This window comes from Streptomyces griseochromogenes (genome assembly GCF_001542625.1).
In the GTDB taxonomy this organism is placed as follows: domain Bacteria; phylum Actinomycetota; class Actinomycetes; order Streptomycetales; family Streptomycetaceae; genus Streptomyces; species Streptomyces griseochromogenes.
In genome coordinates, this window is record NZ_CP016279.1 from 4,374,398 (window position 1) to 4,400,977 (window position 26,580).

Consider the following 26,580-nt stretch of genomic DNA (forward strand, 5'->3'; position numbering starts at 1 on the left):
CACTGGAGCTGGGGAGCCGTTCGGAGGTGGAGAAAACCCCACCGGGGGTGGAGAAAACCCCACTGTGCGGGGCTGGGATGATCGGCCACGCTGGAGGCGAGAGAGGGAGGTGGTTTGTGATGGCCGGAACGGGCCGATGCCACATGGCTGCGAGTTCGGGACTGGTGGGTCCTGCCACGTCCGTCGCGCGCTCCGGGCCGGTGGCCCGCTTCGAGTTGCTGGTTCACTCAGTGCTGCTGTCGCTCGCCTCGGTGCTCGGCGCCGTCCTGTGCTGCCTGTGGATCGCCGGGGTGGCGCTGGTCCCGTTCGGGCTGGGGCTGCCGATGACCCTGCTCTGTGCGGTCGCGGTGCGCTGGTTCGCCGACCGGCACCGGCAGTGGGCCGGACAACGGCTCGGGACGCCGATAGCCCGCCCCTACCTGCCGACGCCGCCGGGAAACCGGCTGACCCAGCTGCAGGCGGAGTTGCGCGCCCCCGCGAGCTGGCGCGACTGCGCGTGGCTGCTCGCCAACTCGGTGGCCTGCTGGCTCACTTCCGGCTTGTCACTGGTGCTCTTCCTGGCCGGATGGTTCTACAGCGGCTACCCGCTGCTGGTCGCGGTGACTCCGCCGGAGGTGTTCCGCGAACCATTCGGCTTCTTCCCCGTGCACGGCCTCGGGCAGACGCTCCTGGTCGCCCTCGCGGGATCGGTCTTCCTCGCGGCCTGGTACTTCTCCGCCGAGCCGCTGGCGCGGCTCAACGCCCGGCTGATGCGCTCGCTGCTCACCCCGACCGACAAGGCTGAACTGCTGGCAAGAGTAGGGCAGTTGACCCAGACGCGTGCCGAGGCGGTGGACGCCGGCGCGAGCGAGCTGCGGCGGATCGAGCGTGATCTGCACGACGGCGCGCAGGCCCGGCTCGTCTCGCTCGGTATGAACCTGGGCCTCGCCGAGCGAGTCGCGGACGATCCCGAGGCAGTCCGCCGACTGCTCGCCGAGGCCCGCGCCTCCACTGCCGGCGCGCTGGAAGAGTTGCGCGACCTGGTGCGCGGCATCCACCCGCCGGTACTGGCCGACCGCGGCCTGGACGGCGCGGTCCAGGCCCTCGCGCTGGCCAACCCGGTACCCACCACGGTCGAGGTACGCATACCAGGAAGGCTGCCCGCGCCGGTGGAGTCGGCGGCCTACTTCGCGATCGCCGAGACGCTGACCAACGCGATCAAGCACGCCGGGGCCCGGCAGGTCCGGATTTCCGTCGAGTTCACCCGCGAACCCGGCCGGGTCTCCGGCGAGCTGCGGATCACGGTGGCGGACGACGGCCACGGAGGCGCCACAATCGACGACGGCGGCGGACTGCACGGCATTGCCAGGCGCCTCGCGGCCTTCGACGGCACCCTGACCGTCGACAGCCCCAGCGGCGGCCCGACCGAAGTGAGGATGTCGTTGCCATGCGCGTTGTCATAGCCGAGGACCTCGCCCTGCTCAGGGACGGCCTGGTGCGGATCTTCCAGGCGTACGGCGACGAGGTGCTGGACGCGGTCCGCGACGCTCCCTCGCTCTCCCGCGCGCTGGTCACGCACCGCCCGGACATCGCCGTGGTCGACGTCCGGCTGCCGCCCACCTTCACCGACGAGGGCCTGCGCACCGCGATCGAGGCCCGCAAACGCGTTCCCGGCCTCCCGGTGCTCGTACTGTCCCAGTACGTCGAGCAGCTCTACGCCCGTGAGCTCCTCTCCGACCAGGCAGGCGCCGTCGGCTACCTGCTCAAGGACCGGGTGATGGACGTCGATCACTTCATCGGCGCGGTGCGCCAGGTCGCCGCCGGCGGCACGGTGATGGACCCGGACGTGGTCAACGCACTGCTCGGCCGGCGTTCCGCCGACCCGCCGCTGCGGACGCTGACCCCTCGCGAGCGTGAGGTGCTCGCCCTGATGTCCGAGGGGCGGTCCAACGCGGCCATCGCCGGCCGGATGTTCATCTCCGAGAAGGCGGTCAGCAAGCACAGCAACAACATCTTCATCAAGCTCGGCCTGGAGCAGTCCGAGGAGGACAACCGCAGGGTGCTCGCCGTGCTGGCCTACCTCCAGGGCTGACCGTGAGAGTGCAGGCACCCGGTCCGAGGACCCCGCCGTGCCCGGCTTCCCACCCCCGACGGGCTGTGGTGTGCGTGGCCTGACAGCGGACCGTTCCGCCCAGGCCGGCGTCAGAGGCCCGGGAGCCGTGAATGGGCGGGCCGACCCGCCTTGCCGGACTCCGCCTCCGCGCCTCGATGATCTGTGTCGGCGCTCATCCTGTGGGCATGCCGATCTGTTCCCGCTCCAGTACGGAGCGGAGTTCGGAGAGGGCCTGTGCGGCGGTCGACAGCGGGGACCTGTCGAAGGCGTCTCCGATCAGCTCGGCCAGCCGCTCGGTGAAGGTGCCCTCCCCGGCTTCGACCAGCTTCAAGCCGTCGTCGGTCAGGGCCGGCAACGATGACCGGCGATCCGAAGGATCGGGTTGCCGGATCGCCCACCCGCGCTTCTGAAGACGGTCAATGCCCTTGCTGGTCGCGCCGACTCCGATGGCGAACTCGGCGGCGAGGTCTCCCACCCGGGAGCCGGGGATGAGCAGGGAACAGCGGGCGGTGGTCGACGCGATGCTGCGGCAGCCCCGGCCCAAGGGTCCTCGATCGGTTGAGGAGATCCGAGCCGGTTTCAGGGCGATGATGGCCAAAATGATCATCCCGAACGGAATCCGCACCGCGGCTACGACCTGGGGTGCCCGCCCCGCGCTGCTCGTCGAGCCGGTCGACGGGCCATGCGCCGGGACGATCCTGTACTTCCACGGCGGCGGCCGGTTGGGTGGGTTCGTCGTGGAGGGCACGGGTTCCGGGCAGCGGCGATGGATCCATCGACCGTCGTCGGCTTCAGGACGACTGCGGTCGCTGTAGTCCCTGGACCAGCAGGTCGATCAAGCGGCGGGGATCGTAGCGGGGGTCGCCGTCATGTCCGATGCAGAGATTTCCGATGCCGCGCATCAGCTCATAGGGCTGTGTACCCGGCCTGATTTCCCCGGCGTCGACCGCGGCATCGAGCAGCTGCGCACAGACGGGCTCCAGGCGGCCGACGAAGTAGGTGTGCAGCGCCGTGAAGCCGCTGCTGTCCGACTGCAGCGTGTTGGCGAGTCCGTGCTTGGTGACCAGGAAGTCGACGAAGAGGTCGATCCACTGGCGCAGCGCTGCGAGAGGGGAGTCGGCGCGGGCCAGCAGGCTCGGGCCGGCCTCGGCGCATGCCTCGACCTGGTGGCGGTAGACGGCGACGACGAGATCCGCCCGCGTCGGGAAGTGGCGGTAGATCGTTCCCAATCCGACGCCTGCCTTGGCCGCGATCTCACGGATCGGCGCATCGACGCCCGAGGTCACGAAGACCTCGGCGGCGGCGGCCAGCAGCGTCTGCTGGTTGCGTACCGCGTCGGCCCGCTTGCTCCGGGCGGGCACCCGCCCGGACTGGCCTGCAGTGGGCACCACAGTCTCCTTCCGATGACCATTGACTAAGCGGAACAACGTTCCGTATGTTTTAAGTGGAACGGCGATCCGCTTCTCACCATAGCTGACGCCGGACGCTCCTGCGCGCCTCACCTGTCGCTGGTCGGCAGCAGGTGCCATCGAAGGGACAAAAACATCATGAGTGGCTCCACCTCCCTAACCGACGCCTTCGACTCGCCCGCTCCCGTCCTCTCGTTCAGCCCGCTGGTGCTGCACGTGCCCGGACGCCCCGTGGACCTTCGGGCGCGCGTCTCCGCACCCGTGACCGGAACCGATCTGCCCGTCATCCTCCTCTCCCACGGTCAGGGCCCCTCGAACAACCTCTCCTCACTGAACGGCTACGCACCGCTCGCCGACTTCTGGGCGGCACACGGCTTCGTCGTCATCCAGCCCACCCACCTCAGCTCCAGGACCCTGAGTCACCTGCACACCGACACCGCCCCCGGAGCATCCCTGTTCTGGCGCTCACGAGCCGAGGACATGACACATATCCTCGATCGGCTCGATGTGATCGAGGCAGTTGTGCCGCAGCTCGCCGGGCGCATCGACCACGGCAAGGTCGCCGTTGCCGGACATTCGATGGGCGGCCACACCGCCGGCCTCCTCCTGGGAGCCCGGCTCACCGACCCCGATGACGGGCAGGAAGTGAACCTCATCGAGCCCCGGATCAAGGCCGGTGTGCTGCTGGCCGCACCTGGCAGGGGCGGCGATGCCCTCAACGGGCCATGGGCGGCGAACGTGCCGTTCTTCCGAACCACGGACTTCTCCACGATGACCACACCCGCGCTGGTCGTCGCCGGAGCCAAGGACGACTCCCGGCACTTCACGGACATGGGCCCGGACTGGCACGCCGACCCCTACACTCTCGCCCCCGGCCCCAAGGCCCTGCTCACCCTGTACGACGCCGGGCACGGACTCGGCGGGATCTCCGGATACGACGTCGCCGAGACCACGGACGAGAACCCCGAGCGGGTTGCCGCCGTAGCGCGGCTCACCTGGGCCTACCTCCGCACCCAGTTCTGTCCCGCAGACTCCGCCTGGCAGTCGGCGTGTGACGCGGTGACGGCTGGCCGCGACCCGCTCGGACGAGTCGAATCCAAGTGAGCCAAGCATGGGTCGTCTCCACAGCGGACCGACAGCGCGAAATGGCCGTGTGGGGACGCGTGAGGGCGTGGATAACGGACGCCGTCGCACACTCTGTTCCATAACAACCGCGCCGGGCCTCGCTGCCGACCGAACCGCTCCTCGTTGCTGCGCAGACGAGGAGCGGTCAGTGAGTGACATCAACACACCATCAGCCACAGGAGGTCTGCTATGCGCATCTTCGTAACCGGCGCGTCCGGCTGGATCGGCTCCGCCGTCGTCCCCGAACTGCTCCAAGCAGGCCACGAGGCGGTGGCGCTCGCCCGCTCCGACGCCTCGGTTGACGCGCTGAAGGCCGCCGGCGCCGAGGTCCACCGCGGCTCGCTCGACGATCTCGACGCCTTGCGCGACGCCGCCGCCGCGTCCGACGGCGTGATCCACCTCGCCTTCAAGCACGAGGAGGCGTTCTCCGGCGACCCCGCTGCCGCAGCGGACGCGGACCGTCGTGCAATCGACACGTTCGGGCAGGCCCTGACGGGCTCCGACCGGCCGCTGGTCATCGCCTCCGGCCTGGCCGGGCTCCGGCCCGGCCGGCTCGCGACGGAGGACGACGTGCCGGACGCCGCCCTGCCCGGCGGCGGGCGCACCCTCTCGGAGCGGGCGGTGCTCGCCCTCGCGGACCGGGGCGTGCGTTCCTGCTCAATACGCCTCCCGCCGACCGTGCACGGTGACGGCGACCACGGCTTCATCGCGACCCTGGTCGGCACGGCCCGAAAGCACGGCACCTCCGGCTACATCGGCGACGGCGCCAACCACTGGCCCGCCGTGCACCGGCTCGACGCCGCGCGCCTGTTCCGGCTCGCGGTGGAGGGCGCCCCGGCGGGATCGGTGCTGCACGGCGTCGCGGAGGAACGTGTCCCGACCCGGGCCATCGCCGAGGCGATCGGCCGGGGCCTCGGCCTGTCCGCCGTGTCCGTCGCTCCAGGCGCGGCGGCCCAGGAGTACTTCGGGTGGATCGCCCTCCTCTTCGGCCTCGACGTGCGGGCGTCCAGCACCCACACCCAGGAACTGCTCGGATGGCACCCCACACACCAGCGCCTCATCGAGGACCTGAACGAGGGCCACTACTTCAACGGAAACTGATCGACTCGGTGGCCGTCGCGGCGGTCTGACGCCCCGTCCGGTGCGGTGCCGCGAAGTCGTGATCTCGTCGAGCCGGACCACGCTCGCGCGACGAGGCGTAGGGGACAACCGGACCGCCCGCGTTGCCTTTGGCGTTCCTGGCCGTCCCGACGCTCCAGCCGCAGGCGTGGTGGCCCCCAGAGTGTCAAGGGCGGCTGCCGGTGGTACCTCACCGTCTCGCGGGTGTCTCGATGCTGAGGACACGGTCGCGCAGGACCGGGAGTTCCGAGCGGATCCGGGCGACTTGGGTCATGTCGCAGTCCACCGTCACGGTCTCCTCCGTGGTACCGGCCTCGCCGAGGACGGTTCCCCATGGGTCGACGGCCACGCTGTGCCCGCCCTGTTCCATGCCGTCGACTCATTCGGCGTCGTGTCCCCAGCGGTCGTACGCCCAGGCGCCGGCCGTCCACAGCTCCGGCAGGACCACCAGATCGTCGCCCGCCCGGTCGCGGACCAGTGATGCCGCCCTGCGCCTGCGGTCGTCGGGGGAGTCCGACGAGTCCACGGAGAGCTGGATCAGTGAGGCTCGCATGGCTGTCACCTCCAGGACCGTCTCTGCACGGTCCGAGAAGACCCCTTCCCTACGAGCGTAGGGAGCCTCGTCCGCATCGCGCTTCCCGTGCGGGAACGGCCTCAGCCGGTCTGCCGGGCATGCAGGAGGTTTGTGCACGGCCGGGGCCATGCGGCAGGGCGCGGTGCGGCACGGACGCGCACCAAGGCGTTGCCCGCTCCGCACCCTCGGGGTGTGACCGATTTCGCGCGATTTCTCGATGCGTGTTCTCCGGCCGCGATAGGTGGGCCTTGACGATCAACGGCAGGTACGTGCCGCCCGCGCTGCGTCTCCTGCGCCGGGGGAGCGGACGGAGATCTCCTTCGAGAAGAAGCTCGACGTGCAGATCTGCACGTAAACGACCTGCACGTCTCACCCGCCGGTCGTCCGGACGACGTCTTCACTGGCCGGACCGCCGGCGGCATGGCCGCCTCATCACCCACCACGCGCACCGTCCACGGGCAGTTCGACCCGAGGATCGGGATCAGGCCCGGTGCAATCGGCCGGGGGGCAAGACCGTCCTGCTCTGCCGCATCCATGAGCCTCAGGGTCGGGCTGCTCGGAGCAGCCGCCATCGCACCGAGCGCACTGATCCAGCCGGACCCATGACCCGCCGGGGGGCCGAGCCCTTCACCATCCGCGCCGCCTGCCTTCCGGCCCGCGCAACGGCGTTGTCGCGGTCGGCTTCGCCGCGCAGGGCGCCTCGGTACCGTAACGGATATCGCCTGCGCCCGCCTGACCGTTGCCCCGGCCCCGGTGCTCCTCTCCTGGGAGAGGCAGGGATGAGCGGGATCGTGCCGGATCAGGAGCCGTCCTTTGAGTCCGTCGCCGTCTTCGTGTAGGCGTCGTGCCAGGCGGCCTTCGCCCCCGAGTCTCCGATCCGGTAGACGTCCACCACCGCGCCCACCGCAACGGCGAGCGAGGCCACACCCACGACGATCCGTACCGGGAGGGCGGACCAGCGCCTGCCACCGCTCTGTCCAGATTCCGCCGCGGCGCGTCTCGCCGCCCACCATACGGCCCCTGCCAGCACGAACAGCCCGAAGGCCCACGGCAGCAGTCCGTCGCCCAGCTCAGTGTGCCGACGTACCAGGGCGTCGTCGTCCACGTGCCGTTCGAGCCACTCGCCGGCGTGTGTGGTCAGCGGCACGCTGATCAGGGCGACGAGAGCCAGAAGCGGCAGCAGCGGACCCAGTCGCCGGGCTGCGCGCGGCCACAGCGCGGCTGTGACCAGGGCCAGCGCGGTCAGGGGTATCAACACCACGACCACGTGGACCAGCAGGACATGGGCGGGCAGACCGTTGACCAGATTCATCGAGGCCCTCCTGAGGGGGTGGGGGCCGTCAGCCTGGCACAGGAAACTCTCAGTTGCCTCTGAGGCGGGAAGCCGAGGGCGGCGGGGAGTCCGGCCGCCCCTTCCGGTCGGTGCGGCGGAGCAAGTGCAGCGAGGGCGACAACGGGCGCGGACAGATCGGCGGCGGTCCGGCCGGCGTACGTCCGTTCTCTTGTCATGTCGGCTTTCCTGGGGCGGGTGCCTCGGCCTGTACGGATGCGAGGCGTTGTCCGGGGTGCTCCGAGCACGAGTGGGGCCAAGGGGAACGGCTGTGCTTGCGGAGCCGCGGACGATGCCGGGTCCGCGAGTGTTTCGCGGACCCGGCGTCCGGCTCGGCGGGGCCCATCGGCCGGGGAGGCGGTCAGCTCTCGGTGGCCTCCAGAGCGCTGTCGGGGACCCAGGAGCCGTGGAGTCCGGCGCTCACCCGGTGGGGCAGGTGGACGGTGGCGATCCGGTCGAAGCCGGAGGCATCGAGGACCAGCAGTTGCGAGGCGTCCTGCTTGAGGTCGGAGACGACGGTCAGCAGATAGCCGTCGTCCTCGCCAGTGGCTCCGGCGGCGGGGACGAAGACGGCTTCACCGGGCATGCGGGCGTCGCCGACCTGGTGGATGCGGCGGGCGCCGGTGGTGCGGTCGTACTTGACGACGCCGTAGCCGCCGTAGCCCTTCTCGTCGGGGAAGGAGATGGCGTACTGGTAGCGGTTCTCGGCGCCCAGGTACTCCTCGTTCAGGGTCGGGAACTCCACCGCGAGGTCGTCGATGATCTGCTCGCCGACGCTGCCGGCGGTCATGTCGATGACCCAACGGCGGGTGTAGGAGCGGGCGACGGGCTCGGTACCGCGCCCGGGCGCTCCGACCCACCAGTTCCAGGAGAGCCGGAAGCCCTCGCGGTCCACGGTGGGGCCTTCCAGGACGATGCGGCCCTGGCCGTCCTCGTAGGCGTTGGCGACGTGCAGCATGTTGCCCGGTTCGATGGAGAACCAGCGGACGTGCCGGGCGCCGTCGCCTCCGCGCGGCATGACACCGATGCGGGCGGGCTGCCGGTCACTCCAGCCGTAGGGGATACCGGAGGGTTCGGCGGGGTCGAAGGTGACGTTGCCCTCGGCGAAGACCACGTGGTGGCGGGTCACGGCGAAGTCGTGCTTGAGCGAGGCGGTCGCTCCCGGGACCTCGGCGCTGTGGATGATCTCGCCCTTGGCGTCGGCGACGTAGTACATCAGGTAGGGCGGGAACGGCGAGGACCCGAAGAAGTGGAGTTCCCCCGTGACCGGGTCCTCCTTGGGGTGTGCGGTCATCGCGCCGCGCAGCTTGCCGTCGAAGTCATGGGCGCCGACCGTTTCAAGGTCCCCGGTGAGTTCGAAGGGCACGTTCGCCTCGCACAGGGCCAGGAGGCGTCCGGCGTGTTCGATGATGTGGGTGCCGGCGGTGCTGGCGGTCAGGTCGGGTCCGTGTTCGGTCATGTAGGGGGCGCCGTCGAGGGCGGGGGTGTGCACCCAGCGGTTGCGGTACCACTCGGCACGGCCCTCGCGCAGGCGGATGCCGTGGACCATGCCGCTGCCCTTGAACCAGTGGGTGGGAGTGACACCGGGCTTGGGGTTGTGACCGTTGCGGAGCAGCCGGCCGGTCAGCTCGGGGGGCAGGGAGCCCTCGACGGTGAGTCCGGTGGCGGTGATCTCGTCGACGACGGGGGTGTAGTGACCGGTCAGGTACGGCTTGGCGGTAGTCATGGCAGGAACCTCTTTCTGTGGAAGTGATGGTCTGTCAGGCGACTTGTTCGGCACGTGCCTTGAGGTGGCGGAGCCAGTTCTCCAGTGAGTCGTGGAGGGCCTTGCCGAGTCGGTCGGGCTCTGCCTCTACCGGCGCGCCGCTCCAGGACTCTTCGGTGCGGACGGTGACGTGGTCGCCGTTCTGCTCGAACGTCCATACGTGAATGCCGGTGACGCCGTCGGCGGGGCCGCCCCACACGATCCGCTCGCCGGGGACCAGCTCGCGCACGGTGGAGGTGATGTCCAGGCCGTGGGTTCGCCAGCTGAAGGAGCTGCCGAGTACCAGCGGGCCGTTGAGCTGTGCCTGTTCGACGTCCGTGTTCCAGCTGGGCCAGGCCGCGATGTCGGTGTGCAGGCCCCACACCGTCGAGAGCGGGGCGTCGATCACGGTGCTCAGGCGGACGATGACGGGAGCGATCTCGTCGATGGTCACCATGGTGGGTTTCCTCCCTGGATGACATGGGTGGTGGTGCGGCTGATCCATCGGTTCGGCCAGCCGGATTCAGGAGATTCAGACGGTTTGCGGGTCGGGAGCCGGTCGGGCGGCGGTGGTTACGGTCCTTGGGCCGGTGCGGCGGGTGAGGAACAGCGCGAGAAGCGCGGTGGCGGCCAGGACCGCCGCCGAGACCGCGAAGGCGGTTCGGTAGCCGGAGGTGAGGGCCTCCAGCCGGGGCTGGTGGGTGGCAGCGTGGGCGGTCACGGTGCCGGCCAGGGTGGCCAGGGCGGCGAGGCCGATCGCGCCGCCGACCTGTCGGGTGGTGTTCACCAGTCCACCGGCCAGACCCGCGTCCTGTCGCGGTACGCCGTCCACGGCGAGCGCGGTGAGCTGGACGAAGGCGATGCTCAGGCCCAGGCCGACCAGGATGCTCGGGCCGAGGACGTCGGCGAGGTAGCTCCCGTCGGCGCTGATCCGCGACAGCCACAGCAGCCCGGCCGCTTCGGTGAGCAGAGCCGCGGTCACGGTCGTGGAGGCGCCGATGCGCCGGGAGATACGCGGTGCCAGGGAGGCTCCGAGCATGTTGGCTCCGGCGAGCGGGAGTTGTCCCGCTCCCGTGGCCAAGGGGCTCGATCCGAGGACCTGCTGCTGGTAGAGGGGCAGGAAGAAGAACAGGGCGATCCAGACGGACCCCAGCAGGGCCATCAGCAAGTTGCCCGCGGCCACCCTGCCGGTGGTGAACAGCCGCGGCGGGATCAGCGCGTTCGGCCGGCGGAGCTCGATCACGGCGAAGACCGCGAGCAGCGTGGCGGCGGCGCCGAGGGCGCCCAGCACCCGGGCGTCGGTCCAGCCGTCGGAGCGTGCGGTGGTCAGGCCCCAGACCAGACAGGTCAGGGCGAGGGTGACGGTGGCGGTGCCCAGCAGGTCGAACCCCTCGGCCTTCCGCCCGGCCGCCCGTGGCACGAGCGCGGCCACGGCGGCCAGGACCAGTGCCGCTCCGAGCGCGACCGAGTGGAAGAGCCAGGGCCAGCCCCATGCCTGGGTGAGGGCACCGCCCAACAGGACGCCGGCCGCTCCACCGGCACCGGAGACCGCACCCCATACGCCCAGCGCCCTGCCGCGCCCGGGGCCGGAGGGGAACTGGTCCATCGCCAGGGCGAGCGCGGCCGGTGCGATCGCGGCGGCACCGAGGCCCTGAACGGCACGGGCCGCGATCAGCACGCCCGAGGTGGTGGCCAGTCCGGCCGACAGCGAAGCCGCGGCGAACAACGCGAGCCCGGCCATCAGCACCCGGCGGCGGCCGAGGAGGTCGGCCGCCCGCCCACCCGCCAGGAGCAGTGCCCCGAACGCCAGGCCGTAGGCGTTGACCACCCAGGTGGTTCCACCGTCCGAGAGGCCGGTTCCGGCGCGGATCTGCGGGAGCGCCACATTGACGATCGAGGTGGCGAGCATGACGGTGAACTGGGCCGCGGCGAGTGCCGCGAGCACGGCTCCCGGCCGGGGAGCTCGGGGTGCTGCCTGGTCTGTCTGCGTGCTTGCAACGTTCATGGCGCACAGACTCGCGTCGGGCCGTGTCCACTATCCAGGTCCGACAGGGGCGGGCACTGTCCACTCCTGTCCGCGCCTGTCCACCCTGTCCTGCCGAAGGCGTGCGCCCGCGGTTGCTATCAGGGGCCGTGCAGCTCCTGCTGCCACAGGGATTCGCAGAGCAGGTCCAGGCCCTGACGCAGATGGCGACGGTAGGTGCCGTACGGAAGGCCGAGGCGGCGGGCGGCGGCCTCCTGGGTGGGCGCACCGGAGAGGTAGCCCGCCGTCAGGGCGTCGCGGGCGCGTACTCCGCGCGGGTCACGGGCGAGGTCGTCGACGGCTTGGCGCAGCAGGGTACGCAACTCCTCGACAGGATCGTCGAAGTCGGCCGCGATACGGGTGCGTACCAGGCCACAGGCGGCGAAGGCGCCCGCATCGCGCCAGTGCCCCAGCGCTTCACGCACGGCCTGGTCGAACGCGGTCCGTGAGAGGGGCGACGGCCCGGGGCGCACCGGCACGTCGGTGGCCGATATGAAGCGGAGAAGCCAGGTCTCCACGGGTATCTGACGCCAGTCGACGCTGAACAGCCCGTAGGTGTGCTCGCCGACTCGCGGGCGCGCCCCGGTGTCGCCGAGGGTGCCCTTGACGCGCTCGGCCCAGGTCTCGGCGTCCCGGTAGACGGCGAAGCCGTAGGCGCGACCGCGGGCACGGGCTGCCTCCGCCTGGGCCCGGGAACTGCTCAAGTCGATGACGCGCGAAGGGACCTGGTACCGCTCGGGGTAGATCGAGAAGCGGCTTATGCCGATGTGTTCGCCGGGACTCACCGGCGCGGTGGCATCGGTGTACCCCCACGCCGCGGCGACGACAGGATCGGTGGCCAGATCCCGGGGGTCGGGAGGGAAAGGCAGGGCCAGCCGGGCCGTGAACGCCACGATCCGGCCCGTGCTCACGAGGCGGTAGACGCTGAAAGCCTGCGGCTGGCGCCCCGCCCAGTAGCGGACCAGTTCGGCGGAGGCGGCTCCCTCGGTCTCCTCTGCCATGCGCAGCACATCATCGAGGTCACCCGGGTCCAGAGGACGGTCGTGCACCTCGTCCTCACGGGACCAGGTACGCAGTCGGGCCAGGGTCTCCCCCTCTCGGAAGAGGTAGAACAGCTCGTCGGTGACGGTCCACATCCGCTCCTCGGGCGCCTCGCGCAGGATGCGCAGGTATTCGTCCGCCAGGCGCTGGCGCATCGTCTCGAAGGCGTTGGGCGCTCGCCAGCGCAGGTCGGCGGCCAGCGTCTCGCGTGCGGCGTCGTGCGGGTGGAGCCCCCGATGAGTGGACTCCATGAAGGGCAGGTCCCTCAGCCAGGAGAAGAGCAGATGGGCATCCTCCCCGGGCAGCACCGCGGCGAGCAGTTCCTCGGACGTCGAGTGCGCCTGTGCCGCCACCTCCAAGGCGCGACGGTGGGCCGCCGTCGGCACCTCACCGATCAACCCCGCCAGCAGGGTGCGCAGGACGTCCGCCGAGGGCGCCCAGATCTCCTCGCTGCCGCAAACCGCCGATCCGGCCGCGGCCGCGAGGGACAGAGCCAACGGGTTGCCTCCGGCGAAGCGGAGCACCCGGTCCCGTAGTTCGGGCCGGATCTGCGCCGCGACCAGCAGGCTCCGGGCCTGTTCCTCGGAGAACGGCTCCAGTTCGGTCACGTGCAGGAGCCGGGACCAGGCGGGGTCGGCGGTCCACTGCGGTTGCGGCGCGCGTCGGCCGGCCAGGACGACCAGGGTGTCGTCCGCGGCGCGAGGCAGGAAATGGTGCCACAGCCAGCTCTCCAGCCACTGGCAGTGCTCGAAGGAGTCCACGAACAGGACCGTCCCCGGGACGTCCAGGAAAGGACCGGCAGCCTGCTCGAAATCGGCCGGGTCCCGGCTGACGAACCGGCCGTCGAGTTCGACGAGCAACCGGCCCGCCGCGCGAGCGTGGTCCGCCAGGCGCCGCAGCAGCGTCGACTTCCCGATGCCGCCCGGCCCGCACACGTAGAACGCGAACGGCGCCTGAGGATCGCCGACCAAAGCCTCCCCGAAGCGCCCGAGTTCCTCGCCCCGGCCGATGAAGGCCCGTACGCGCGCTCGGCTCAGTCTCTCTCCCACGGACGCCATGGCGGCTCCCATCACCCTTGAACCAGCATTGGACAGCCACGCCCGGAGACACCCGTCGGGCTTCGCATCGACAACCACCTGCACGACGTACGTCCGGCTGTGCTCCGGGCCCCTTGTGCACCACCTGGCGACGACCGGTCAAGGCTGTGGCGTGTGCGCGTGTGACGAGGTGCCGCATTCGGCGCCTCGGAGGCCGATTCTCCTGCAGCACCGCTACTCCTTAGAGATGCTAACAAAATGGCCGGGCGAGTCAGTTGAGCGACAAGTGCCTTATGGGCCCTTCGGAAAGCAGCGCTCCTCGAAGGCCGGGTCCGTGTCACGTGACGAGTCCGAGGTCCAGGTCGTCGGGGTGGCCAGTGATCAGGAAGGTGCTTCCCTTCGACGCATGGGAAGCGGCGGTCGAGGGCCGACCGGGCGGAGAAGTAGGCCTCGATGCGGGGGGTGAGGCCGTTTTGGAGGCATGCCATGTGCTTGTCATCGCTGTCTTCGTCTGAGGAGAGCAGGGGTGGTTGTGGATGAAGGTCCTGGCTCCTGGAGCCCAGGGCGTCGGCTTCCGGCGACCGAGCGGCCCGGTAGAGGCCGGGACGAGAGACGGTTGTCAGCCGCGGCCGCTTTCGTGGACGGGAGTGAAGTCCAGTGACAGGGAGACAGGGCCTCGGGTGTACAGGCCGGTCTCCCGGTAGCGGAAGCCTGGACTGTAACGGACCTGATCGAGCAGGGGCAGGAGCATCGCGGCGACGGTCTCGATCTCGGCGCGGGCGAAGGCCGCGCCGACGCACTGGTGGAGACCCGTACCGAAGGCCAGGTGCTGGGCGGCCGCGGTGAAGGAGCGGGCGGTGCCCAGGTCCGGGCGGTGGATGTCGAAGGTGTCCGGGGCGGCGAAGGCCTCGGGGTCGCGGTTGGCCGCGCCGATCATGCAGAAGACGGTGGCACCTGCCGGGACGGTGGTACCGGCGAACACGGCGTTCTCCTCCGCCTGGCGGGGAATCAGCTGGACCGGCGGGGTGTAGCGCAAGGTCTCCGCGATCGCGGCGGGCAGCAGGTTCGGGTCCTGGCGGACCTGCGCCAACTGCTCGGGATGGTCGATCAGGTGCTTGAAGAGCAGGGCGAGAGTCTTGTCCGCGGGCTCGGTGGCGGCAGCCAGAACATTGATGATCAGAGCGGTCACGTCGCGATCGCTCATGGCGATGCCGTCGAACTCGGCGGTGCACAGCTTCGATATCAGGTCCTCGCCGGGACGGCGGCGCCGCTCCTCGATCACGGGGACGAGGTAGGCCTCCAACTGCTCGGCGCAGTCCATGCAGTGCCGGCGACGCTCGGGGGTGAGGGTGATGCTGGTGATGAACTCGGCGACCCCGCTGTGCCAGGCGGCCACCTGCTGCCAGTCCTTTCTGTCCAAGCCGAGGACATCGAGTGTCACGTGGACGGCGAGAGGCTTGCCGAAGTCGTTGACCAGGTCCATCCGCCCCCGAGGAAGGAACGGGTCCATGAGCTCGGCGGTGTTGGCGCGGATGGCGCGTATCTGGTCCTGCAGGGCCTGTCCGGTGAAGCCCCGGACGACGATCTTTCGCTTGGCGGTGTGCTCGGCCCCGGTCATCTGGGCGAGGACAGGCCCGCGCATCACCGGCTCGGCGCGCACCTGCAGTGTCTCGGTGGTGAACGTCTCATGGTCGGTCAGGACCCGCTTCACATCCCGGTAGTGGGAAAGGAAGTAGCTGTCGATCGCCGGCTCGTAGTGCACCGGAGCCTGCTCCCTCAGCCATGCGAAAGAGCGGTACGGGGAGGCGGCGAAGTCCTCGGACAGGACGCTGAAACGGGGATTGACCACGGGCATGGTGAAGACCTCTCAACGTGCGCAGTGCGCAGTGCGCGGAAAGAGCAAGGGCCGGGGGCGAGATACGTACGTCAGCGAGCCGTGGCGAACCAGGGCGACAGGCCGCAAGGGAGAACGTGGTCGGCGCCGAAACGCTCGCGGGTTCCCGGGCTGCCGGTGGGCGAGGAACGACTCACCGGTGCCGGCGTCCGCCGGGTACCGCGGGAAGGAGAAGTACGCGCGGCTACCAGGAACCGAGCGCCACGGTCGGCAACGCCCGTAACCTGGCCGGGACGCGCGACCTGCCGTGAGCCAGGGACGCGGGCAGACACCTCACAGCGCACGGCCCAACCGCGGCTTCCGGCGCTCGCCGGCACCCCTTCGCACATGGACGTCGCCTCGGTGACCCACTGGGCCGGGTGGAGCGGACATCCATCGTGTTCTCTCCTTGATCGCAGAGTGAGGAGGCATCACCGAGGCGGCGGTGGCAGCCGGCAATTCTGATCATGGCCGAAGGGATTCCGGCCATGACGCAACCTCCGCCTACTGCGTCCGCGAGAGAGCAAGCAGACCCACCTGGCGTACAGGACGAGCGAACGGCGACACAGGTTCCGCGTGCGGGCAGGGCTTCTCACGGCCCGGAATCACTCGACCCGTCATCCACGAAATGAGGAGCCGTCGTCGGTGACGATCGATCCGCTCGATCTGTTCGACTCGATCCCGTGCGCAGCGGACCACACCCTCGCCCGGCGCAGGCTCCTGGCAGGGACGTGACCCTTCGACTGGAGGAGACGGAGGGCGGGCCGCGATGGCAGAACCCGGTGATCGGAGGCCGGAAGCCCGAACCGGTCCGGTCCCGCGGAAACTCAGGCGGCCTCGGCGCACCGTCCGGGTAGAGTCGGGCGATGCCCGAGTTGCAACGGCTGCGCGCTGACCACGCCCCGGCGGTCCTGGCCTTCGAACTGGCGAACCGCGCCTACTTCGCGGCCTCCGTCTCCGACCGCGGCGACGATTTCTTCGACCAGTTCACCGACCGGTACAACACCCTGCTGGCTGAACAGGAGGCAGGTATCTGCGCCTTCCACGTGCTCGTCGCGGAGGACGGATCGATACTGGGCAGGTTCAACCTGGTCGACATTGAGGACCGCGCCGCGGAACTCGGCTACCGGGTCGCGGAGCACGTCGCCGGCCGTGGCGTGGCGACCGCGGGCGTCCGAGAGCTGTGCCGGCTGGCGGCGGCACGACTCGGGCTGCGCATCCTCAGGGCGGCCGCCGCCCACGAGAATGCCGCGTCCCAGAAGGTACTGATCAAAGCCGGGTTTGTCCCAGTCGGCCCCGCTGATCCGGCTGATCTCGGGGGTAAGCCGGGAACCTGGTATCAGCGCGACATCTGTTGATCCGAAGCGGCTGGGTTCTGGCTCGTCGATCACGATGTCAGTGATCTGGTGGGGAACGCACGGCACTTGTCGTCGTCGGCGCGGAAAGCGTCGCGGGTGAGGGCCGTGTCCGTTGTGCGGACGGGAGGCGCTCGCCGCGCGCTCGCGAGGGGAACCGACGGGTGCGCATCAGCTGTTGGTGGAGGCTGGGCAGCAGACGGTGCGGCAGGCCGTCGTAGAGAACCGGCCCTGCGATCTCGGGCTCGCCGTCCGCGTCGACCAGGTCGCCGGCCGCACCTGGGATGAGCAGGGCAGACCCTGCGACCGTGCACCGCACCGGAAACCCGTTCTCGGTCAACGCGATGGCCGCGATCATCACGAAGGCCCGGATGCGGGTTTGACATCCCCGGCAACCCTGCCGACGCGGGCGTTCCCGCTGCTCCGAGTGCAAGTGGACAGCAGTGGACAGCTACCGCCCCTGTCCGGCCTGGAAAGTGGACACCATCCGCGGGGAGCCTGTGCGCCATGAGCCCTGCATGCGTGCGGACGGATCAGGCAGTGTGCCGAGCTGTCCGGCGGGCCTGCCACCCGCACCGATCAGGACAACCGCGGAGCTGACGGCGGCCGGCAGCTGTTCGGTGGCGCTCTGCCCCGGCTGCGGAGGCTGAACCGGACTCGCGGGCACGCAGCTGCCACCGCGCCTGACCGCCGACCGTCCCCCACGACAACACCGACGCCTAGGAGAAGTTTCATGGAACGCCTGCTGTTTCCCGGCGACCCCCAGTTCTGGTACGAGACCCTGCGCTCGTTCGGCCATATCGCCTACGGAGGGGCCGACTTCGGCGAGGTGGTCGCCACCAGCCGACGTATCACCGAGGGCGACTACGGCAGTTGGCACGACGAGTGGCTGACCACGGCCGACCGGTTGGCCGGCGAGGCCGCACAGGCCCTGGCGGCGGGCCACCCGGTGAGCGCCCGGGACGGGTTCCTGCGGGCCTCGAACTACTACCGGTCGGCCGAGTTCTTCCTGCACGGCCACCCCTGCGACCCCCGGCACGAGCACGCCTACGAGCGCTCCGTGGACTGCTTCCGGTCGGCGGCAGCCCTCTTCAGCCCCCGGATAGAGCCGGTCCAGATCCCGTACGAGGGCACCACCCTGCCTGGCTACCTCTACCGGGCCGACACCTTGGGGGAGCCGCACCCGACCGTGGTCATGCACAACGGCTTCGACGGCACCGCGGAGGAGATGCACTTCTTCGGAGCGATGGCCGGCGTCGAGCGCGGCTACACCGTGCTCGTCTTCGACGGTCCCGGTCAGCCAGGACCGCTGCACCGCGAGGGTCTGGTCTTCCGCCCCGACTGGGAGAACGTGGTGGGTCCGGTGCTGGACTTCGCCATGAAGCTGCCCGAGGTCGACAGCCGCCGGGTCGCCCTGCTCGGCAACAGCATGGGCGGCCTCCTCGCCCCCAGGGCGGCGGCCTTCGACCACCGTCTGTCGGCGGTGGTCGCCCTCGACGGCGTCTACGACCTGGGCCCCGCGGTCACCAACCTCCTGCCCGGCGAGCGCAGCGAGACGGAGCGTCGGCTGCGCGCCGACTCCGACCCGGAGTTCGATGCCCTGCTCGACCGGCTGACCACCGAGAACCCCGTACTGCGCTGGGCGATCAACCACGGCATGTACGTGATGGGCGCGGCCACCCCCCGGGCGTTCGGCGCCGCCTACCTCGACTACCACCTCCGCGACGGCATCGCGTCGCAGATCCGGTGCCCGGCCCTGATCTGCGACGCCGCCGAGGACCTGTTCTTCGGCGGCCAGGCCAGGCAGCTCTATGACGACCTCACCTGCCCCAAGACCTTCCTGGAGTTCACGGCGGAAGAGGGTGCCGACGCCCACTGCCAGGCCGGCGCCCAACGGCTCGCCCTGGCCCGGATATACGACTGGCTGGACGACACGCTCGCAGCCACGCGGGACTCGGTGCGCGCTCTGGCCGACTGAGACGGAAACAGAGACGGACCATCGTAGGGCGGCACCTCTCCAGGGGGTGCCGCCCTCTCGTTCTGCCTGGCCGGCAACTGCCCGTGCTCGATGCCGTCTCGTATACGAGGGCTGCGGGGGCGCCCATGCAGGAGGTCCAGGTGCCTGTTCGCCGACCGCGGCAACGACTTCGACAAGTACCGCTGTTGTCGAGCGGAGGTTCGCCTGGCTCCACCCGTTCAAACGCCTGCGAACCCCCTACGAGCGCCACGCTGACCCGCATCACGAGCCACGGACCGCTCCGTTGATCACGGTTGTGCCACTTCGCTTGGCAATGAACGACGGCCGGATCGATGATCTGGTGCACCTCGGGAGGCATCATGATCGGCAGACGACGCCTTGGGCACCAACCCCGGCGGTGTCTACAGCGACCGTCACAGTTCGATCAGCGACCAGCCGCCCGTCGACGGCCCGTTCGGGATCATCTTGAACGCGGACACACAGCCGTTCCCTCGCTGTTCCGGCACGAGCTGTGGCCTGATCCTGTCGTGGGGGTGGTGGTCTGTTGGGGCCGTGCCGGGTCCCGGAGCCCGTGCAGGTACTGCAGGAAGACCGAGGCGCGAACGACCGCACGTGACTCGTCGCGAACGGGGGCGATCAAGTGGCACGTCAACCGCAAGGCGCTCCAACGGGCCGTGTTCGGTCGCGTCGGCCTCGCGCTCCTAGACGATGTGCCGCCCCCCGTCCACGGTGAGCACGTCACCGGTGGTGTATGCGGCGTTGGCGAGGTAGTACACGGCCTCGGCCACGTCGGCGGGCGAACCTACGCGATGCAGCGGTGTGTTCGCGGTGATCCACTCGCGGGAGTTCTCCCACACCTCCTCGGCCCCGTCGTACCACGACGTGTCGATGAGGCCGGGAGCGACCGCGTTGACCCGGATTCGCGGACCGAGCTGGGAGGCGAGCAGCCGCGTCATGTGGTTGAGTGCGGCCTTGCTCACCGCGTAGGGCACCGAACTTCCCAGGGCGCGGGTGGCCGAGACCGACGAGACGTTGACGATCGCCGCGGACTGTGACTGCTTCAGGTACGGGACCGCGGCCGTGGTCAGCTGCCACACCCCGAAGACGTTGACGTCGAAGATCTCCCGCCAGGCGGCGGCATCGGCCGCCTCCAGGTCCTCCAGCGGGATGAAGCGGGTGGTGCCCGCGTTGTTGACCAGGATGTCGAGCCGGCCGTACGCCTCGATCGTCTCCGCCACGATCCGGCCCGCGTCCGCGGTATCGGCCACATCACCCTGGACGTAGACCGCGTCGGAGAGTTCGGCGGCGAGTTCCTTGCCCGCCGACGCACTCCGCGTGGAATTGATGACGACCCGAATGCCGTCGGCGGCGAGACGTCGGGCAACGGCCGCCCCGATTCCGGATGACGAGCCCGTGACCAGTGCTACTCGGCTCTCGCTCATGTCGCCCCTCGTGGAACTGATCGTCGACGTGATGGGAGTCGGAGCATACTCTATCGCTAGGCGGAATCTATATTCCATAATGCGGAATCATTGCCTGTCGACATCATGGGGGAGTGTGCGATACGCCCCGAGGTGCCGGCTGTGTGAGAGGCGCTCGCCGGACGTGAACTGAGCTATCGCGGGCCGTGGGGGTGTGTGGGCTGCGCGGCCGCCCGTCGAACGACCGAACTCGCGCGGAAACTCTAGTTGTCGCTCGGACACTCTGTGAACTAAAGTTGTCGCATGACGGCCCCTGAGATCACCCCAGAAGAACAGGTAGAGCTCGACAAGGCTCTGTACGACGCCTTGAATCCGCTGGTCGCAGCCGTACGCTCCCGAGAGACCGGACTCCCCGCGGAGCGTATGTGGGACGCGGACCCCATTGAAGTGGCTCTGTCCGCCCTTGCCGCTTGGAAGGTGGTGGATGTCGAGGTCAGGCGGTTGACCGCGCAGGCGGCAGCAACCGCTGGCTCCTATGGCGCAAGTTATGAACAGTTGGGGGCAGTGTGGGGCATCACCCGGCAGGGTGCCCGTAAGAAATGGCCCGACGCCGTCAGGCGGCCGACGCCGGTGACAGCAGACGCGAGAACGCTTGCGCTCTTCGGGGGGACTGCTGAGCTGGTGCAGGCGTCTTCCGGTGACTGGAGCTGGACGGGCAAGGGCGCTGATGGGGCATCCAGTATGGCTGGCGATGGGGCGCGTTATGCGACCGCGGAAGAGGCAGCGGCCCATGCGGGCGCCTTCCTCAAAGGCCATGCCCTCGACACCTCCGGCCGGCCCTGAAGCTTCCCTATCGGGTCATCCGCGGGCCCGGATGAGGATGGCCGTGAGGTGGAGTGCACCCTGGTGGGCAACGGCTGGCTTGTCGGGGTGCATTGCCGGGCACCGCCACTGTTTCAAGGTCACGTCGTTGTCGACAGCCCCCTGGCCGTAGGTGTCCGGCATGCGGCGATAGCTGCTCGTGTCAGCGGATGTCGTGGTCGGGGTGGGCCTGATCGTACGCATGCCGCGCCTCGGCGATAACGGCACGATGCGCGAGGGACCAGTCGGCGAGTGCCTTGACCAGGTGGGTCAGGCCGGCCCCGGTCTCGGTCAGGCGGTAGTCGACCTGGGCCGGGACGGTCGGGTACACGGTGCGTAGCACGAGGCCGTCACGTTCGAGCCTGCGCACGGTGAGGGTGAGCATGCGCTGGGAGATGCCGTCGATGGCGCGCTGGAGTTCACGGAAACGGCGTGTCCCGCCGGCGAGTTCGACGATCACGAGCACCGACCACTTGTCGCCGATGCGATCCAGGACATCGCGGATGCCGCAGTCGGGGTGGTCTTCGCGCCCGCACGGGTCGAGTTCGGCAGGGGTGGTGGTTACCCCGGTGTGCGTGAGTGACATCAGACTGCCTTCTTGTGGCCGGTGAGCGTGCGGTCGAGGATCAAGCGTAGTTACTGATGAGAACCACTACGGAAGACTGCGATTGATCATGATTTTGGTGACCGGAGCGAACGGGAATCTCGGCTCGGCCACTCTTGCGGCGCTGCACGCCCGTGGTGTCGTTGCGATGGGTGGCAGCCGCGCGCCGGGCGAGGGGATGCGGCGACTCGACTTCGACGACCACGTGAGCCTTGACCTCACTGGTGTGTCGACTCTGGTGCTCATCTCCGCTGGATATGCCGAGGACGACCAGGTCGTCGCCCGGCATGCGGCGGTCCTGGATGCCGCCGTCCGTGACGGCATCGGCCACGTCGTCTACACAAGCCTGACCACTGCCGGCGATCATCTCGGTTTCGCTCTGGCTCACCGTGCGACCGAGCGCCTGGTGCGGGCGAGCGGGTTGCCGTGGACGATCCTGCGCAACGGCCTGTATGCCGAACTCTTCGGCGGTCTGCTGATGTGGGCCAGTGACGGTGTGGAGTCTGCGTTCGGGGATGGTGCCTTGGCCGCGGTCTCGCGAGAGGATCTGGCCGAGGTCGCGGCGGCGGTGGCGTCGGATCCCGCACCTCATGGCGGGCGCGTCTATGACCTTGTCGGCACGCCGATCACGGCTGGGCAGGTGGCCGACGAACTCGGCGTCGCGTATCGCGCCATCAGCCTGGGTGAGTACCGGCGCAGGCTCCTTGAGGAGACGCCGGGGCTGCTGCCGTTCCAGCCGCCGATGCTCGCCTCGATCGCCACGGGCATCCGGCACGGCTTCCTGGCCGGTACCGCACCCGACCTCACCGATCTCCTCGGCCGCGCGGCCCGCGCTCCACTGGCTACGGCCGTTGCGGCCGCGTCCGCTGCCAGGCCGGAAGCGAGCGCCTAGCGGCGACAGCGACACGCGCTCAGCGGCGAAGTGAGTCCTCCCTGCGATCGCGTCGGGAGGACTCACTTGTGTCACCAGGCTGCCTGTCCCGCAGGACCGATCGACATCCGGCAGCCCCTGACCGCCCATGGGTGTCCCTGACGAGATAGACCATCCGTGCACCACCGCAACGCGCCCCTTTCCGTCGAGGGCCGCCGATGCCTCGTGGAACGCTGTCAGAGCCGTCCGATCGCGCGTGTCGCCGCCGAGTGGGGCATCTCCCGGGCGTGTGCGTCGAAGTGGGTGAACCGCTGTCGCCGCTGAGGAGATCGTGCGGGACAGCGGTCACGCCTGGACGATCGTCCGGCCTGGCGGTCCCGCCCGGCCGCCGTCACTCTTGCTCAGCATCCGGGCCCGGATCGGCAACACCGCTGCTATGCCCAGAGCCGCGGTCGGCGGAGCGGGAACCCCGTTGGTGGTTCAGTTGCGTTCGATGAGGTTGTTGAAGAAGGGGATGGCGGCGGCGAAGGCGGCGGTCCCGGTGAGGACGGCGTAGGGCAGGGGCGCCGCGGCAAGGAGAGTCAGCACGGTAGCGCCAATACCGGTCAGGACCGCCAGGAGCAGAATGAGGGCGGTGCGCAGGGTGATCAGAGACGGGTCCACGGGTGTCATCCTCCGGTCGGTGTGGTGCCCCTGGGGCGGTGGCCGACCGCGCTGTGGGGTGATGGACAGGATGGTGTGACCGTGGGGGCGTTGGGCAGCGGAAACGGGGGTGTTTCCGCAGGTGGGAACACTTTTCGGGCGGTTGCCAGTGGTTGGGGGCGGTCGCCGTCAGGCTGCCTGTGCCAGTGAGCGCTGGGGGAGCATGACGAGAGCGGTGGTGCCGCCCGTGTCCGACGGGCGCAGCTGGATCCGGATGTCGTGGCGCTGCGAGAGCCGGCCGACGACGTACAAGCCCATACGCCGGGAGACGGCGACGTCCACGACCGGAGGCGAGGCGAGACGTTGGTTGATGCCGGCGAGGTCCTCGGGAGACAGGCCGATTCCGGTGTCATGGATCTCCACCAGGACGCGGCCGTCGGGCAGCGCGTGCGCGGCGACCCTGACCAGGGTCTGTGGGGACGAGAAGGAAGTGGCGTTTTCCAGCAGCTCAGCGAGCAGGTGGACAAGGTCGTTGATCACGGGACTTGCCACATCCGCCGCCGGGAGCTGGCCGAGTTGGATCCGCTCGTACTGCTCCACCTCGGCAGCTGATGCGCGCAGCACGTCCACCAGAGCGGCCGGGTGGCTCCAGCGTTGGCCTGGCTCTTCTCCGCCCAGAACCAGCAGATTCTCACCGTTGCGGCGCATTTTGGTCGTCAGGTTGTCCAGCCGGAACAGGTGCGCCAGCTGGTCCGGATCGGACACCCTCGACTGCAGATGGGTCAGCAAGGACAGCTGACGTTGCACCAGACCCAGAGTGCGCCGGGACAGGCCGGTGAACATCGCGTTGATGTTGCCACGCAACAGGGCCTGCTCGGCGGCCAGGCGCACGGCCTCCTGCTGGACCTCGTCGAAGGCGCGGGCCACCTGATTGATCTCCGTACGGTCATGGACACCCAGTGAGGCGACGGAGGTGTCGACGTCGAGCGGGTCGGGCGAGGACAGTTGGGCGACGATCTCGGGCAGGCGCCGGCGGGCGACGTCCTGGGCGACCTCCCGCAGATGCTCCAGTGCCGCCGCATCCTGTGCCGCGGTCAGGCGCAGCGCCTCTGCCGCGCGGTACGCGCGTGCCAGCTCCTCCTGGAAATTCTCCGGCGCCCCTTGAGCGGCGGCACGCCGCAGATGCTCTTCCTCCTCCGCACGTTCCTGCGCGGCACGCTCGACGTCAGCCTCGATCCGCGCCAGTTCCTCCTCCAGTTCCCTGCACAGTTCCCAGGCGGCATCGCGCTCTGCCTCGGCGCGGCGGACTGCCGCCTCAAGGCGTGCGATCTCGGACTTCAGCTGCCCGCACTGCGCCCGCCAGGCTTCCTCCCGCTCGTGCTGCAGCGACAGCTGCACACCGTGCCGGACGCTGTCCCGGCTGCGTGCGTCCTGGACCTGCCGCAGATGCAGTTCCAGCTCACGCAGCTGGCGTTTCTGGTCGGAAACACCGCGCCGCAGTTCCGTGATCGTCAGCTCGGCCTGCTCCTTCTCCAGCACCGCGACTTCCAGTCGGTCGCTGGCCAGTTGGGCGCGGTAGCGCTGCGGGTCCTGCGCCAGCAGGACATCACGGTGCAAGCGGTAGATGTGAGCCTGCACCTCAAGCGTCGCCTCTGGACCGCAGGCGCGGCACGCAGACTTCAACAGGGCGTCAAGGAACGCCTTCTCGGGGATACGCACACCGGACAGGTACCGCGACACCGAGGGCGCACTGACATGGTGATACACCGAGAACTGCCGCAACGACTTTCCTGTCGCCCGAAACAGACTACGCAGCGCGACGACGAACTCCCGCAGTTCAGGCGATAACCCCTCGGGGAGCGGCTTGAGTCCGGGAACCTCGCCACTGCCGTCGAACCCCCACGTGCGCAACGCGTCGCCTACGCCCACCGGGTGCGATTCCTCCTTCACCGGCCCCTGCCCTCACCCTCGCCCACGACCCTCGTCACGGAGTCAACTGCAAGTGAGTGTAAGCAAGTTGATGGAGAAAAATTCGCGACATCCGGGTGGTGGGCGTGGTCGGTTCGGTAGTCGGTGGGGTCGTCGTTGCGCAGCGCGCCGCCCACGGAGTCTCCGCCTCCCTGGACGCCGGCACCCCCAACGGCCGGATCCACAACGCGCTCAAGAACACCGACGGCACCGCCGACCTGAACATCCACGCGACCACCGCCTACGGCGACATCACCGCCGCAGCTTCTCAGGAGCACCCGTCATGACCCACGAGTCCGTTGCCGGGGTAGGGACGCCCGGAGTTGCAGAAGGCCATCCAGGAGTTGGTCGACTTCAGTTTCGCCGGGACGCAGATGCGCGTGCGCGATGAGCGGGGCGAGCAGGCCGGCAGTGCCCGGGTGCGGAAGCTGGGCGAGACCACCAAGCCCCCGACGAACGGACTGTTCTGCGAAGATCCACGGATACGAGCCGGTCGGCGCGTCACTGGACGTCATCCGCCGCGGCGGAGAACCAGGAGTACGTCGATTGGCCCAGAGACTACCGGCAGCGGGAAGCACGATCGAGCTGGTCGTGGGTGAAGTGCGCTCCTGGCACCACGCCCCGTGGATATGGGTCGACCTCACCAGCACCCCCCGGTAGCGGATGGGGTCTCACGACCCCGAAACGGTGTCCTCCCGTTCGGCGAGGAATCTGTCGAAGAGTTCGAACAGCACGTTGAGGACGTGCGCTTCCTGCTCCGGTGTCAGGCCCCTCCGCCTTCCCGTCCTGGCAAGACGATCTGCCGGATCTGGGCTTCCCAGACGAGGTTGCCGCCGACCTGGTAGTGCGTCATCAGCCATGCGCGCCAGGTTCGTTTCTAGGCAGCGGGGGCGGCAGGAGTCCGGACCTCCAGGACGACAGCTGTTCCGGCCACGGTTCGGTCCTCGTGCATGGTGATCACTTGGCCGGCCCGAAGGTGCTGCCATTGCGAGGTGTCGAGCGGGGCGAGTCGAACCGTGGCTCGTCCACCGGGCTCCAGGAAGGGCATGAATTCCACCCAGAGACCGGCGATGTTGAGAGCCGGCTCGCCATCCGGGGCTCGATTGCCGATATTCCACATCGGTCGCAGGGCACCGGCTCCCGACAAAGGCGTCTGCCGACGGTTCTCACCGGCAGGCCGAAGGGCGAGGTCGGCTCGGATGATTCCGTTGCGGGTCTCGTAACAGCGCCAATGACACCAGGCCGTGCTCTTCCCCAGCCGCATCCGTTCGGCGGCGGTGGCCAGGGTCTCCCAGAAGCTGAGCGGAAGCGGGCGGACGTCGCCGAGTTCCTCCAGCAGCCCGAGGGCTACTTCCCACTCGTCGAGGGCGAGGTACTCCCGGACGTCGTTCACCGTGAAGTCGTTCTCGGTGGCGATCTCTTCGGGGACCAGCAGGGAGGCGGTTTCCAGCAGCTCGGGAACGTCCATGTGCTGATTCTGCGCCACAGCCCGGCACCGGCCGCAGCCGGCACG

Annotated in this window: 23 protein-coding genes and 5 pseudogenes; 12 read left to right on the plus strand and 16 right to left on the minus strand. The window is 69.4% G+C overall.

The window, feature by feature from the left end; genetic code table 11:
- The first annotated feature begins 143 nt into the window (after positions 1-143).
- Together AVL59_RS18565 and AVL59_RS18570 are read left to right on the plus strand one after the other, a co-directional pair.
- Positions 144-1,442 (plus strand): sensor histidine kinase, encoded by a 1,299-nt coding sequence (locus AVL59_RS18565; RefSeq protein WP_079146776.1) that lies wholly within the window; start codon positions 144-146, stop codon positions 1,440-1,442.
- Positions 1,427-2,071, plus strand: coding sequence for a LuxR C-terminal-related transcriptional regulator (locus AVL59_RS18570; RefSeq protein ID WP_067305653.1), 645 nt, complete (start codon positions 1,427-1,429; stop codon positions 2,069-2,071). The genes AVL59_RS18565 and AVL59_RS18570 overlap by 16 nt, the downstream gene beginning before the upstream one ends.
- Before the next feature lie 193 nt (positions 2,072-2,264).
- On the opposite strand, the gene AVL59_RS54370 is transcribed toward AVL59_RS18570, so the two are convergent.
- Entirely contained in the window at positions 2,265-2,423 is a 159-nt protein-coding gene (locus tag AVL59_RS54370) for a hypothetical protein (protein WP_237281971.1), read from the minus strand.
- A gap of 39 nt (positions 2,424-2,462) precedes the next feature.
- Positions 2,463-2,567 (minus strand): annotated as a pseudogene (locus AVL59_RS55595) (MarR family transcriptional regulator); the annotation flags it as partial.
- 13 nt (positions 2,568-2,580) lie between these two features.
- Between AVL59_RS55595 and AVL59_RS48285 the strand changes: the two are divergent.
- Positions 2,581-2,907, plus strand: a complete 327-nt coding sequence (locus tag AVL59_RS48285; RefSeq protein WP_167549286.1) for a hypothetical protein — start codon at positions 2,581-2,583, stop codon at positions 2,905-2,907.
- Here AVL59_RS48285 and AVL59_RS18580 read toward each other — a convergent pair.
- Positions 2,884-3,480: a TetR/AcrR family transcriptional regulator gene (locus AVL59_RS18580; RefSeq protein WP_067317445.1), complete on the minus strand. Its 597-nt coding sequence runs from the start codon at positions 3,478-3,480 to the stop codon at positions 2,884-2,886. The two genes, AVL59_RS48285 and AVL59_RS18580, sit on opposite strands and share 24 nt — an antisense overlap.
- 159 nt (positions 3,481-3,639) lie before the next feature.
- Here AVL59_RS18580 and AVL59_RS18585 point away from each other — a divergent pair, with 159 nt between their 5' ends.
- Together AVL59_RS18585 and AVL59_RS18590 are read left to right on the plus strand one after the other, a co-directional pair.
- Positions 3,640-4,605, plus strand: coding sequence for an alpha/beta hydrolase family protein (locus AVL59_RS18585; protein ID WP_067305655.1), 966 nt, complete (start codon positions 3,640-3,642; stop codon positions 4,603-4,605).
- 210 nt (positions 4,606-4,815) lie between these two features.
- On the plus strand, positions 4,816-5,727 hold the full coding sequence (locus AVL59_RS18590; protein ID WP_067305657.1) for an SDR family oxidoreductase: 912 nt from the start codon (positions 4,816-4,818) through the stop codon (positions 5,725-5,727).
- A 208-nt stretch (positions 5,728-5,935) separates the two neighbouring features.
- Here the strand turns inward: AVL59_RS18590 and AVL59_RS56430 are convergent, their stop codons facing one another.
- The 8 genes and pseudogenes from AVL59_RS56430 to AVL59_RS18625 all read right to left on the minus strand — a co-directional run bounded on the left by AVL59_RS56430 (position 5,936) and on the right by AVL59_RS18625 (position 15,349).
- Positions 5,936-6,115: a nitrilase-related carbon-nitrogen hydrolase gene (locus AVL59_RS56430; RefSeq protein ID WP_067305660.1), complete on the minus strand. Its 180-nt coding sequence runs from the start codon at positions 6,113-6,115 to the stop codon at positions 5,936-5,938.
- 12 nt (positions 6,116-6,127) lie between these two features.
- Positions 6,128-6,298, minus strand: a pseudogene (locus AVL59_RS56435) (carbon-nitrogen family hydrolase); the annotation flags it as partial.
- A gap of 820 nt (positions 6,299-7,118) precedes the next feature.
- On the minus strand, positions 7,119-7,631 hold the full coding sequence (locus AVL59_RS18600; protein WP_067305662.1) for a DUF2231 domain-containing protein: 513 nt from the start codon (positions 7,629-7,631) through the stop codon (positions 7,119-7,121).
- A gap of 379 nt (positions 7,632-8,010) precedes the next feature.
- Positions 8,011-9,375, minus strand: a complete 1,365-nt coding sequence (locus AVL59_RS18605; RefSeq protein WP_067305665.1) for a carotenoid oxygenase family protein — start codon at positions 9,373-9,375, stop codon at positions 8,011-8,013.
- 34 nt (positions 9,376-9,409) lie between these two features.
- Entirely contained in the window at positions 9,410-9,850 is a 441-nt protein-coding gene (locus AVL59_RS18610; protein ID WP_067305668.1) for an SRPBCC family protein, read from the minus strand.
- Positions 9,851-9,925: 75 nt separating this feature from the next.
- Positions 9,926-11,338, minus strand: coding sequence for an MFS transporter (locus AVL59_RS18615; protein ID WP_067305670.1), 1,413 nt, complete (start codon positions 11,336-11,338; stop codon positions 9,926-9,928).
- A 179-nt stretch (positions 11,339-11,517) separates the two neighbouring features.
- The gene (locus tag AVL59_RS18620) at positions 11,518-13,515 is read right to left on the minus strand and encodes a DnaA/Hda family protein (protein WP_208870398.1); all 1,998 of its coding nucleotides are present in this window, start codon (positions 13,513-13,515) and stop codon (positions 11,518-11,520) included.
- A gap of 598 nt (positions 13,516-14,113) precedes the next feature.
- The gene (locus tag AVL59_RS18625) at positions 14,114-15,349 is read right to left on the minus strand and encodes a cytochrome P450, cyclodipeptide synthase-associated (RefSeq protein ID WP_067305672.1); all 1,236 of its coding nucleotides are present in this window, start codon (positions 15,347-15,349) and stop codon (positions 14,114-14,116) included.
- A gap of 884 nt (positions 15,350-16,233) precedes the next feature.
- On the opposite strand from AVL59_RS18625, the gene AVL59_RS18630 reads away from it, so the two are divergent.
- The 3 genes and pseudogenes from AVL59_RS18630 to AVL59_RS51390 form a co-directional block, all read left to right on the plus strand.
- The gene (locus tag AVL59_RS18630; RefSeq protein WP_067305675.1) at positions 16,234-16,725 is read left to right on the plus strand and encodes a GNAT family N-acetyltransferase; all 492 of its coding nucleotides are present in this window, start codon (positions 16,234-16,236) and stop codon (positions 16,723-16,725) included.
- 730 nt (positions 16,726-17,455) lie between these two features.
- Positions 17,456-18,700 (plus strand): alpha/beta hydrolase family protein, encoded by a 1,245-nt coding sequence (locus AVL59_RS18635; protein ID WP_067305677.1) that lies wholly within the window; start codon positions 17,456-17,458, stop codon positions 18,698-18,700.
- A 77-nt stretch (positions 18,701-18,777) separates the two neighbouring features.
- Positions 18,778-18,962, plus strand: a pseudogene (locus tag AVL59_RS51390) (IS5/IS1182 family transposase); the annotation flags it as partial.
- 439 nt (positions 18,963-19,401) lie between these two features.
- Here AVL59_RS51390 and AVL59_RS18640 read toward each other — a convergent pair.
- Entirely contained in the window at positions 19,402-20,142 is a 741-nt protein-coding gene (locus AVL59_RS18640; RefSeq protein WP_067305679.1) for an SDR family NAD(P)-dependent oxidoreductase, read from the minus strand.
- Positions 20,143-20,424: 282 nt separating this feature from the next.
- Here AVL59_RS18640 and AVL59_RS18645 point away from each other — a divergent pair, with 282 nt between their 5' ends.
- Positions 20,425-20,964: a hypothetical protein gene (locus tag AVL59_RS18645; protein WP_067305681.1), complete on the plus strand. Its 540-nt coding sequence runs from the start codon at positions 20,425-20,427 to the stop codon at positions 20,962-20,964.
- Between the two features lie 181 nt (positions 20,965-21,145).
- Here AVL59_RS18645 and AVL59_RS18650 read toward each other — a convergent pair whose 3' ends face one another.
- Positions 21,146-21,568 carry a winged helix-turn-helix transcriptional regulator gene (locus AVL59_RS18650; RefSeq protein ID WP_067305684.1) on the minus strand — a complete coding sequence of 141 codons (423 nt, stop codon included), beginning with the start codon at positions 21,566-21,568 and terminating at the stop codon, positions 21,146-21,148.
- A gap of 88 nt (positions 21,569-21,656) precedes the next feature.
- Between AVL59_RS18650 and AVL59_RS18655 the strand changes: the two genes are divergently transcribed.
- Both AVL59_RS18655 and AVL59_RS48295 read left to right on the plus strand, forming a co-directional pair.
- Positions 21,657-22,478 carry an NAD(P)H-binding protein gene (locus AVL59_RS18655; RefSeq protein ID WP_067317449.1) on the plus strand — a complete coding sequence of 274 codons (822 nt, stop codon included), beginning with the start codon at positions 21,657-21,659 and terminating at the stop codon, positions 22,476-22,478.
- 156 nt (positions 22,479-22,634) lie between these two features.
- A pseudogene (locus AVL59_RS48295) lies at positions 22,635-22,775 on the plus strand (IS481 family transposase); the annotation flags it as partial.
- 162 nt (positions 22,776-22,937) lie between these two features.
- Here the strand turns inward: AVL59_RS48295 and AVL59_RS18660 are convergent.
- Together AVL59_RS18660 and AVL59_RS54380 are read right to left on the minus strand one after the other, a co-directional pair.
- A complete protein-coding gene (locus tag AVL59_RS18660) occupies positions 22,938-23,120 on the minus strand; it encodes a hypothetical protein (protein ID WP_079146779.1) in 183 nt (60 codons plus the stop codon).
- 195 nt (positions 23,121-23,315) lie between these two features.
- Positions 23,316-24,155 (minus strand): annotated as a pseudogene (locus AVL59_RS54380) (sensor histidine kinase); the annotation flags it as partial.
- 998 nt (positions 24,156-25,153) lie between these two features.
- Here AVL59_RS54380 and AVL59_RS18670 point away from each other — a divergent pair.
- The gene (locus AVL59_RS18670; RefSeq protein ID WP_159399947.1) at positions 25,154-25,354 is read left to right on the plus strand and encodes a hypothetical protein; all 201 of its coding nucleotides are present in this window, start codon (positions 25,154-25,156) and stop codon (positions 25,352-25,354) included.
- 590 nt (positions 25,355-25,944) lie between these two features.
- Here AVL59_RS18670 and AVL59_RS18675 read toward each other — a convergent pair.
- Complete coding sequence (locus tag AVL59_RS18675; RefSeq protein ID WP_067317451.1) at positions 25,945-26,535, minus strand: hypothetical protein; 591 nt, start codon at positions 26,533-26,535, stop codon at positions 25,945-25,947.
- Positions 26,536-26,580 lie beyond the last annotated feature (45 nt).

Excerpts from the sequence above, each read along its gene's own strand:
- AVL59_RS18565 (WP_079146776.1), top strand. The coding sequence starts at position 144 with ATGGCTGCGAGTTCGGGACTGGTGGGTCCTGCCACGTCCGTCGCGCGC.
- AVL59_RS18570 (WP_067305653.1), top strand. The coding sequence starts at position 1,427 with ATGCGCGTTGTCATAGCCGAGGACCTCGCCCTGCTCAGGGACGGCCTG.
- AVL59_RS48285 (WP_167549286.1), top strand. The coding sequence starts at position 2,581 with ATGAGCAGGGAACAGCGGGCGGTGGTCGACGCGATGCTGCGGCAGCCC.
- AVL59_RS18585 (WP_067305655.1), top strand. The coding sequence starts at position 3,640 with ATGAGTGGCTCCACCTCCCTAACCGACGCCTTCGACTCGCCCGCTCCC.
- AVL59_RS18590 (WP_067305657.1), top strand. The coding sequence starts at position 4,816 with ATGCGCATCTTCGTAACCGGCGCGTCCGGCTGGATCGGCTCCGCCGTC.
- AVL59_RS56430 (WP_067305660.1), bottom strand. The coding sequence starts at position 6,115 with ATGGAACAGGGCGGGCACAGCGTGGCCGTCGACCCATGGGGAACCGTC.
- AVL59_RS18600 (WP_067305662.1), bottom strand. The coding sequence starts at position 7,631 with ATGAATCTGGTCAACGGTCTGCCCGCCCATGTCCTGCTGGTCCACGTG.
- AVL59_RS18605 (WP_067305665.1), bottom strand. The coding sequence starts at position 9,375 with ATGACTACCGCCAAGCCGTACCTGACCGGTCACTACACCCCCGTCGTC.
- AVL59_RS18610 (WP_067305668.1), bottom strand. The coding sequence starts at position 9,850 with ATGGTGACCATCGACGAGATCGCTCCCGTCATCGTCCGCCTGAGCACC.
- AVL59_RS18620 (WP_208870398.1), bottom strand. The coding sequence starts at position 13,515 with ATGGCGTCCGTGGGAGAGAGACTGAGCCGAGCGCGCGTACGGGCCTTC.
- AVL59_RS18625 (WP_067305672.1), bottom strand. The coding sequence starts at position 15,349 with ATGCCCGTGGTCAATCCCCGTTTCAGCGTCCTGTCCGAGGACTTCGCC.
- AVL59_RS18630 (WP_067305675.1), top strand. The coding sequence starts at position 16,234 with ATGCCCGAGTTGCAACGGCTGCGCGCTGACCACGCCCCGGCGGTCCTG.
- AVL59_RS18635 (WP_067305677.1), top strand. The coding sequence starts at position 17,456 with ATGGAACGCCTGCTGTTTCCCGGCGACCCCCAGTTCTGGTACGAGACC.
- AVL59_RS18640 (WP_067305679.1), bottom strand. The coding sequence starts at position 20,142 with ATGAGCGAGAGCCGAGTAGCACTGGTCACGGGCTCGTCATCCGGAATC.
- AVL59_RS18645 (WP_067305681.1), top strand. The coding sequence starts at position 20,425 with ATGACGGCCCCTGAGATCACCCCAGAAGAACAGGTAGAGCTCGACAAG.
- AVL59_RS18650 (WP_067305684.1), bottom strand. The coding sequence starts at position 21,568 with ATGTCACTCACGCACACCGGGGTAACCACCACCCCTGCCGAACTCGAC.
- AVL59_RS18655 (WP_067317449.1), top strand. The coding sequence starts at position 21,657 with ATGATTTTGGTGACCGGAGCGAACGGGAATCTCGGCTCGGCCACTCTT.
- AVL59_RS18675 (WP_067317451.1), bottom strand. The coding sequence starts at position 26,535 with ATGGACGTTCCCGAGCTGCTGGAAACCGCCTCCCTGCTGGTCCCCGAA.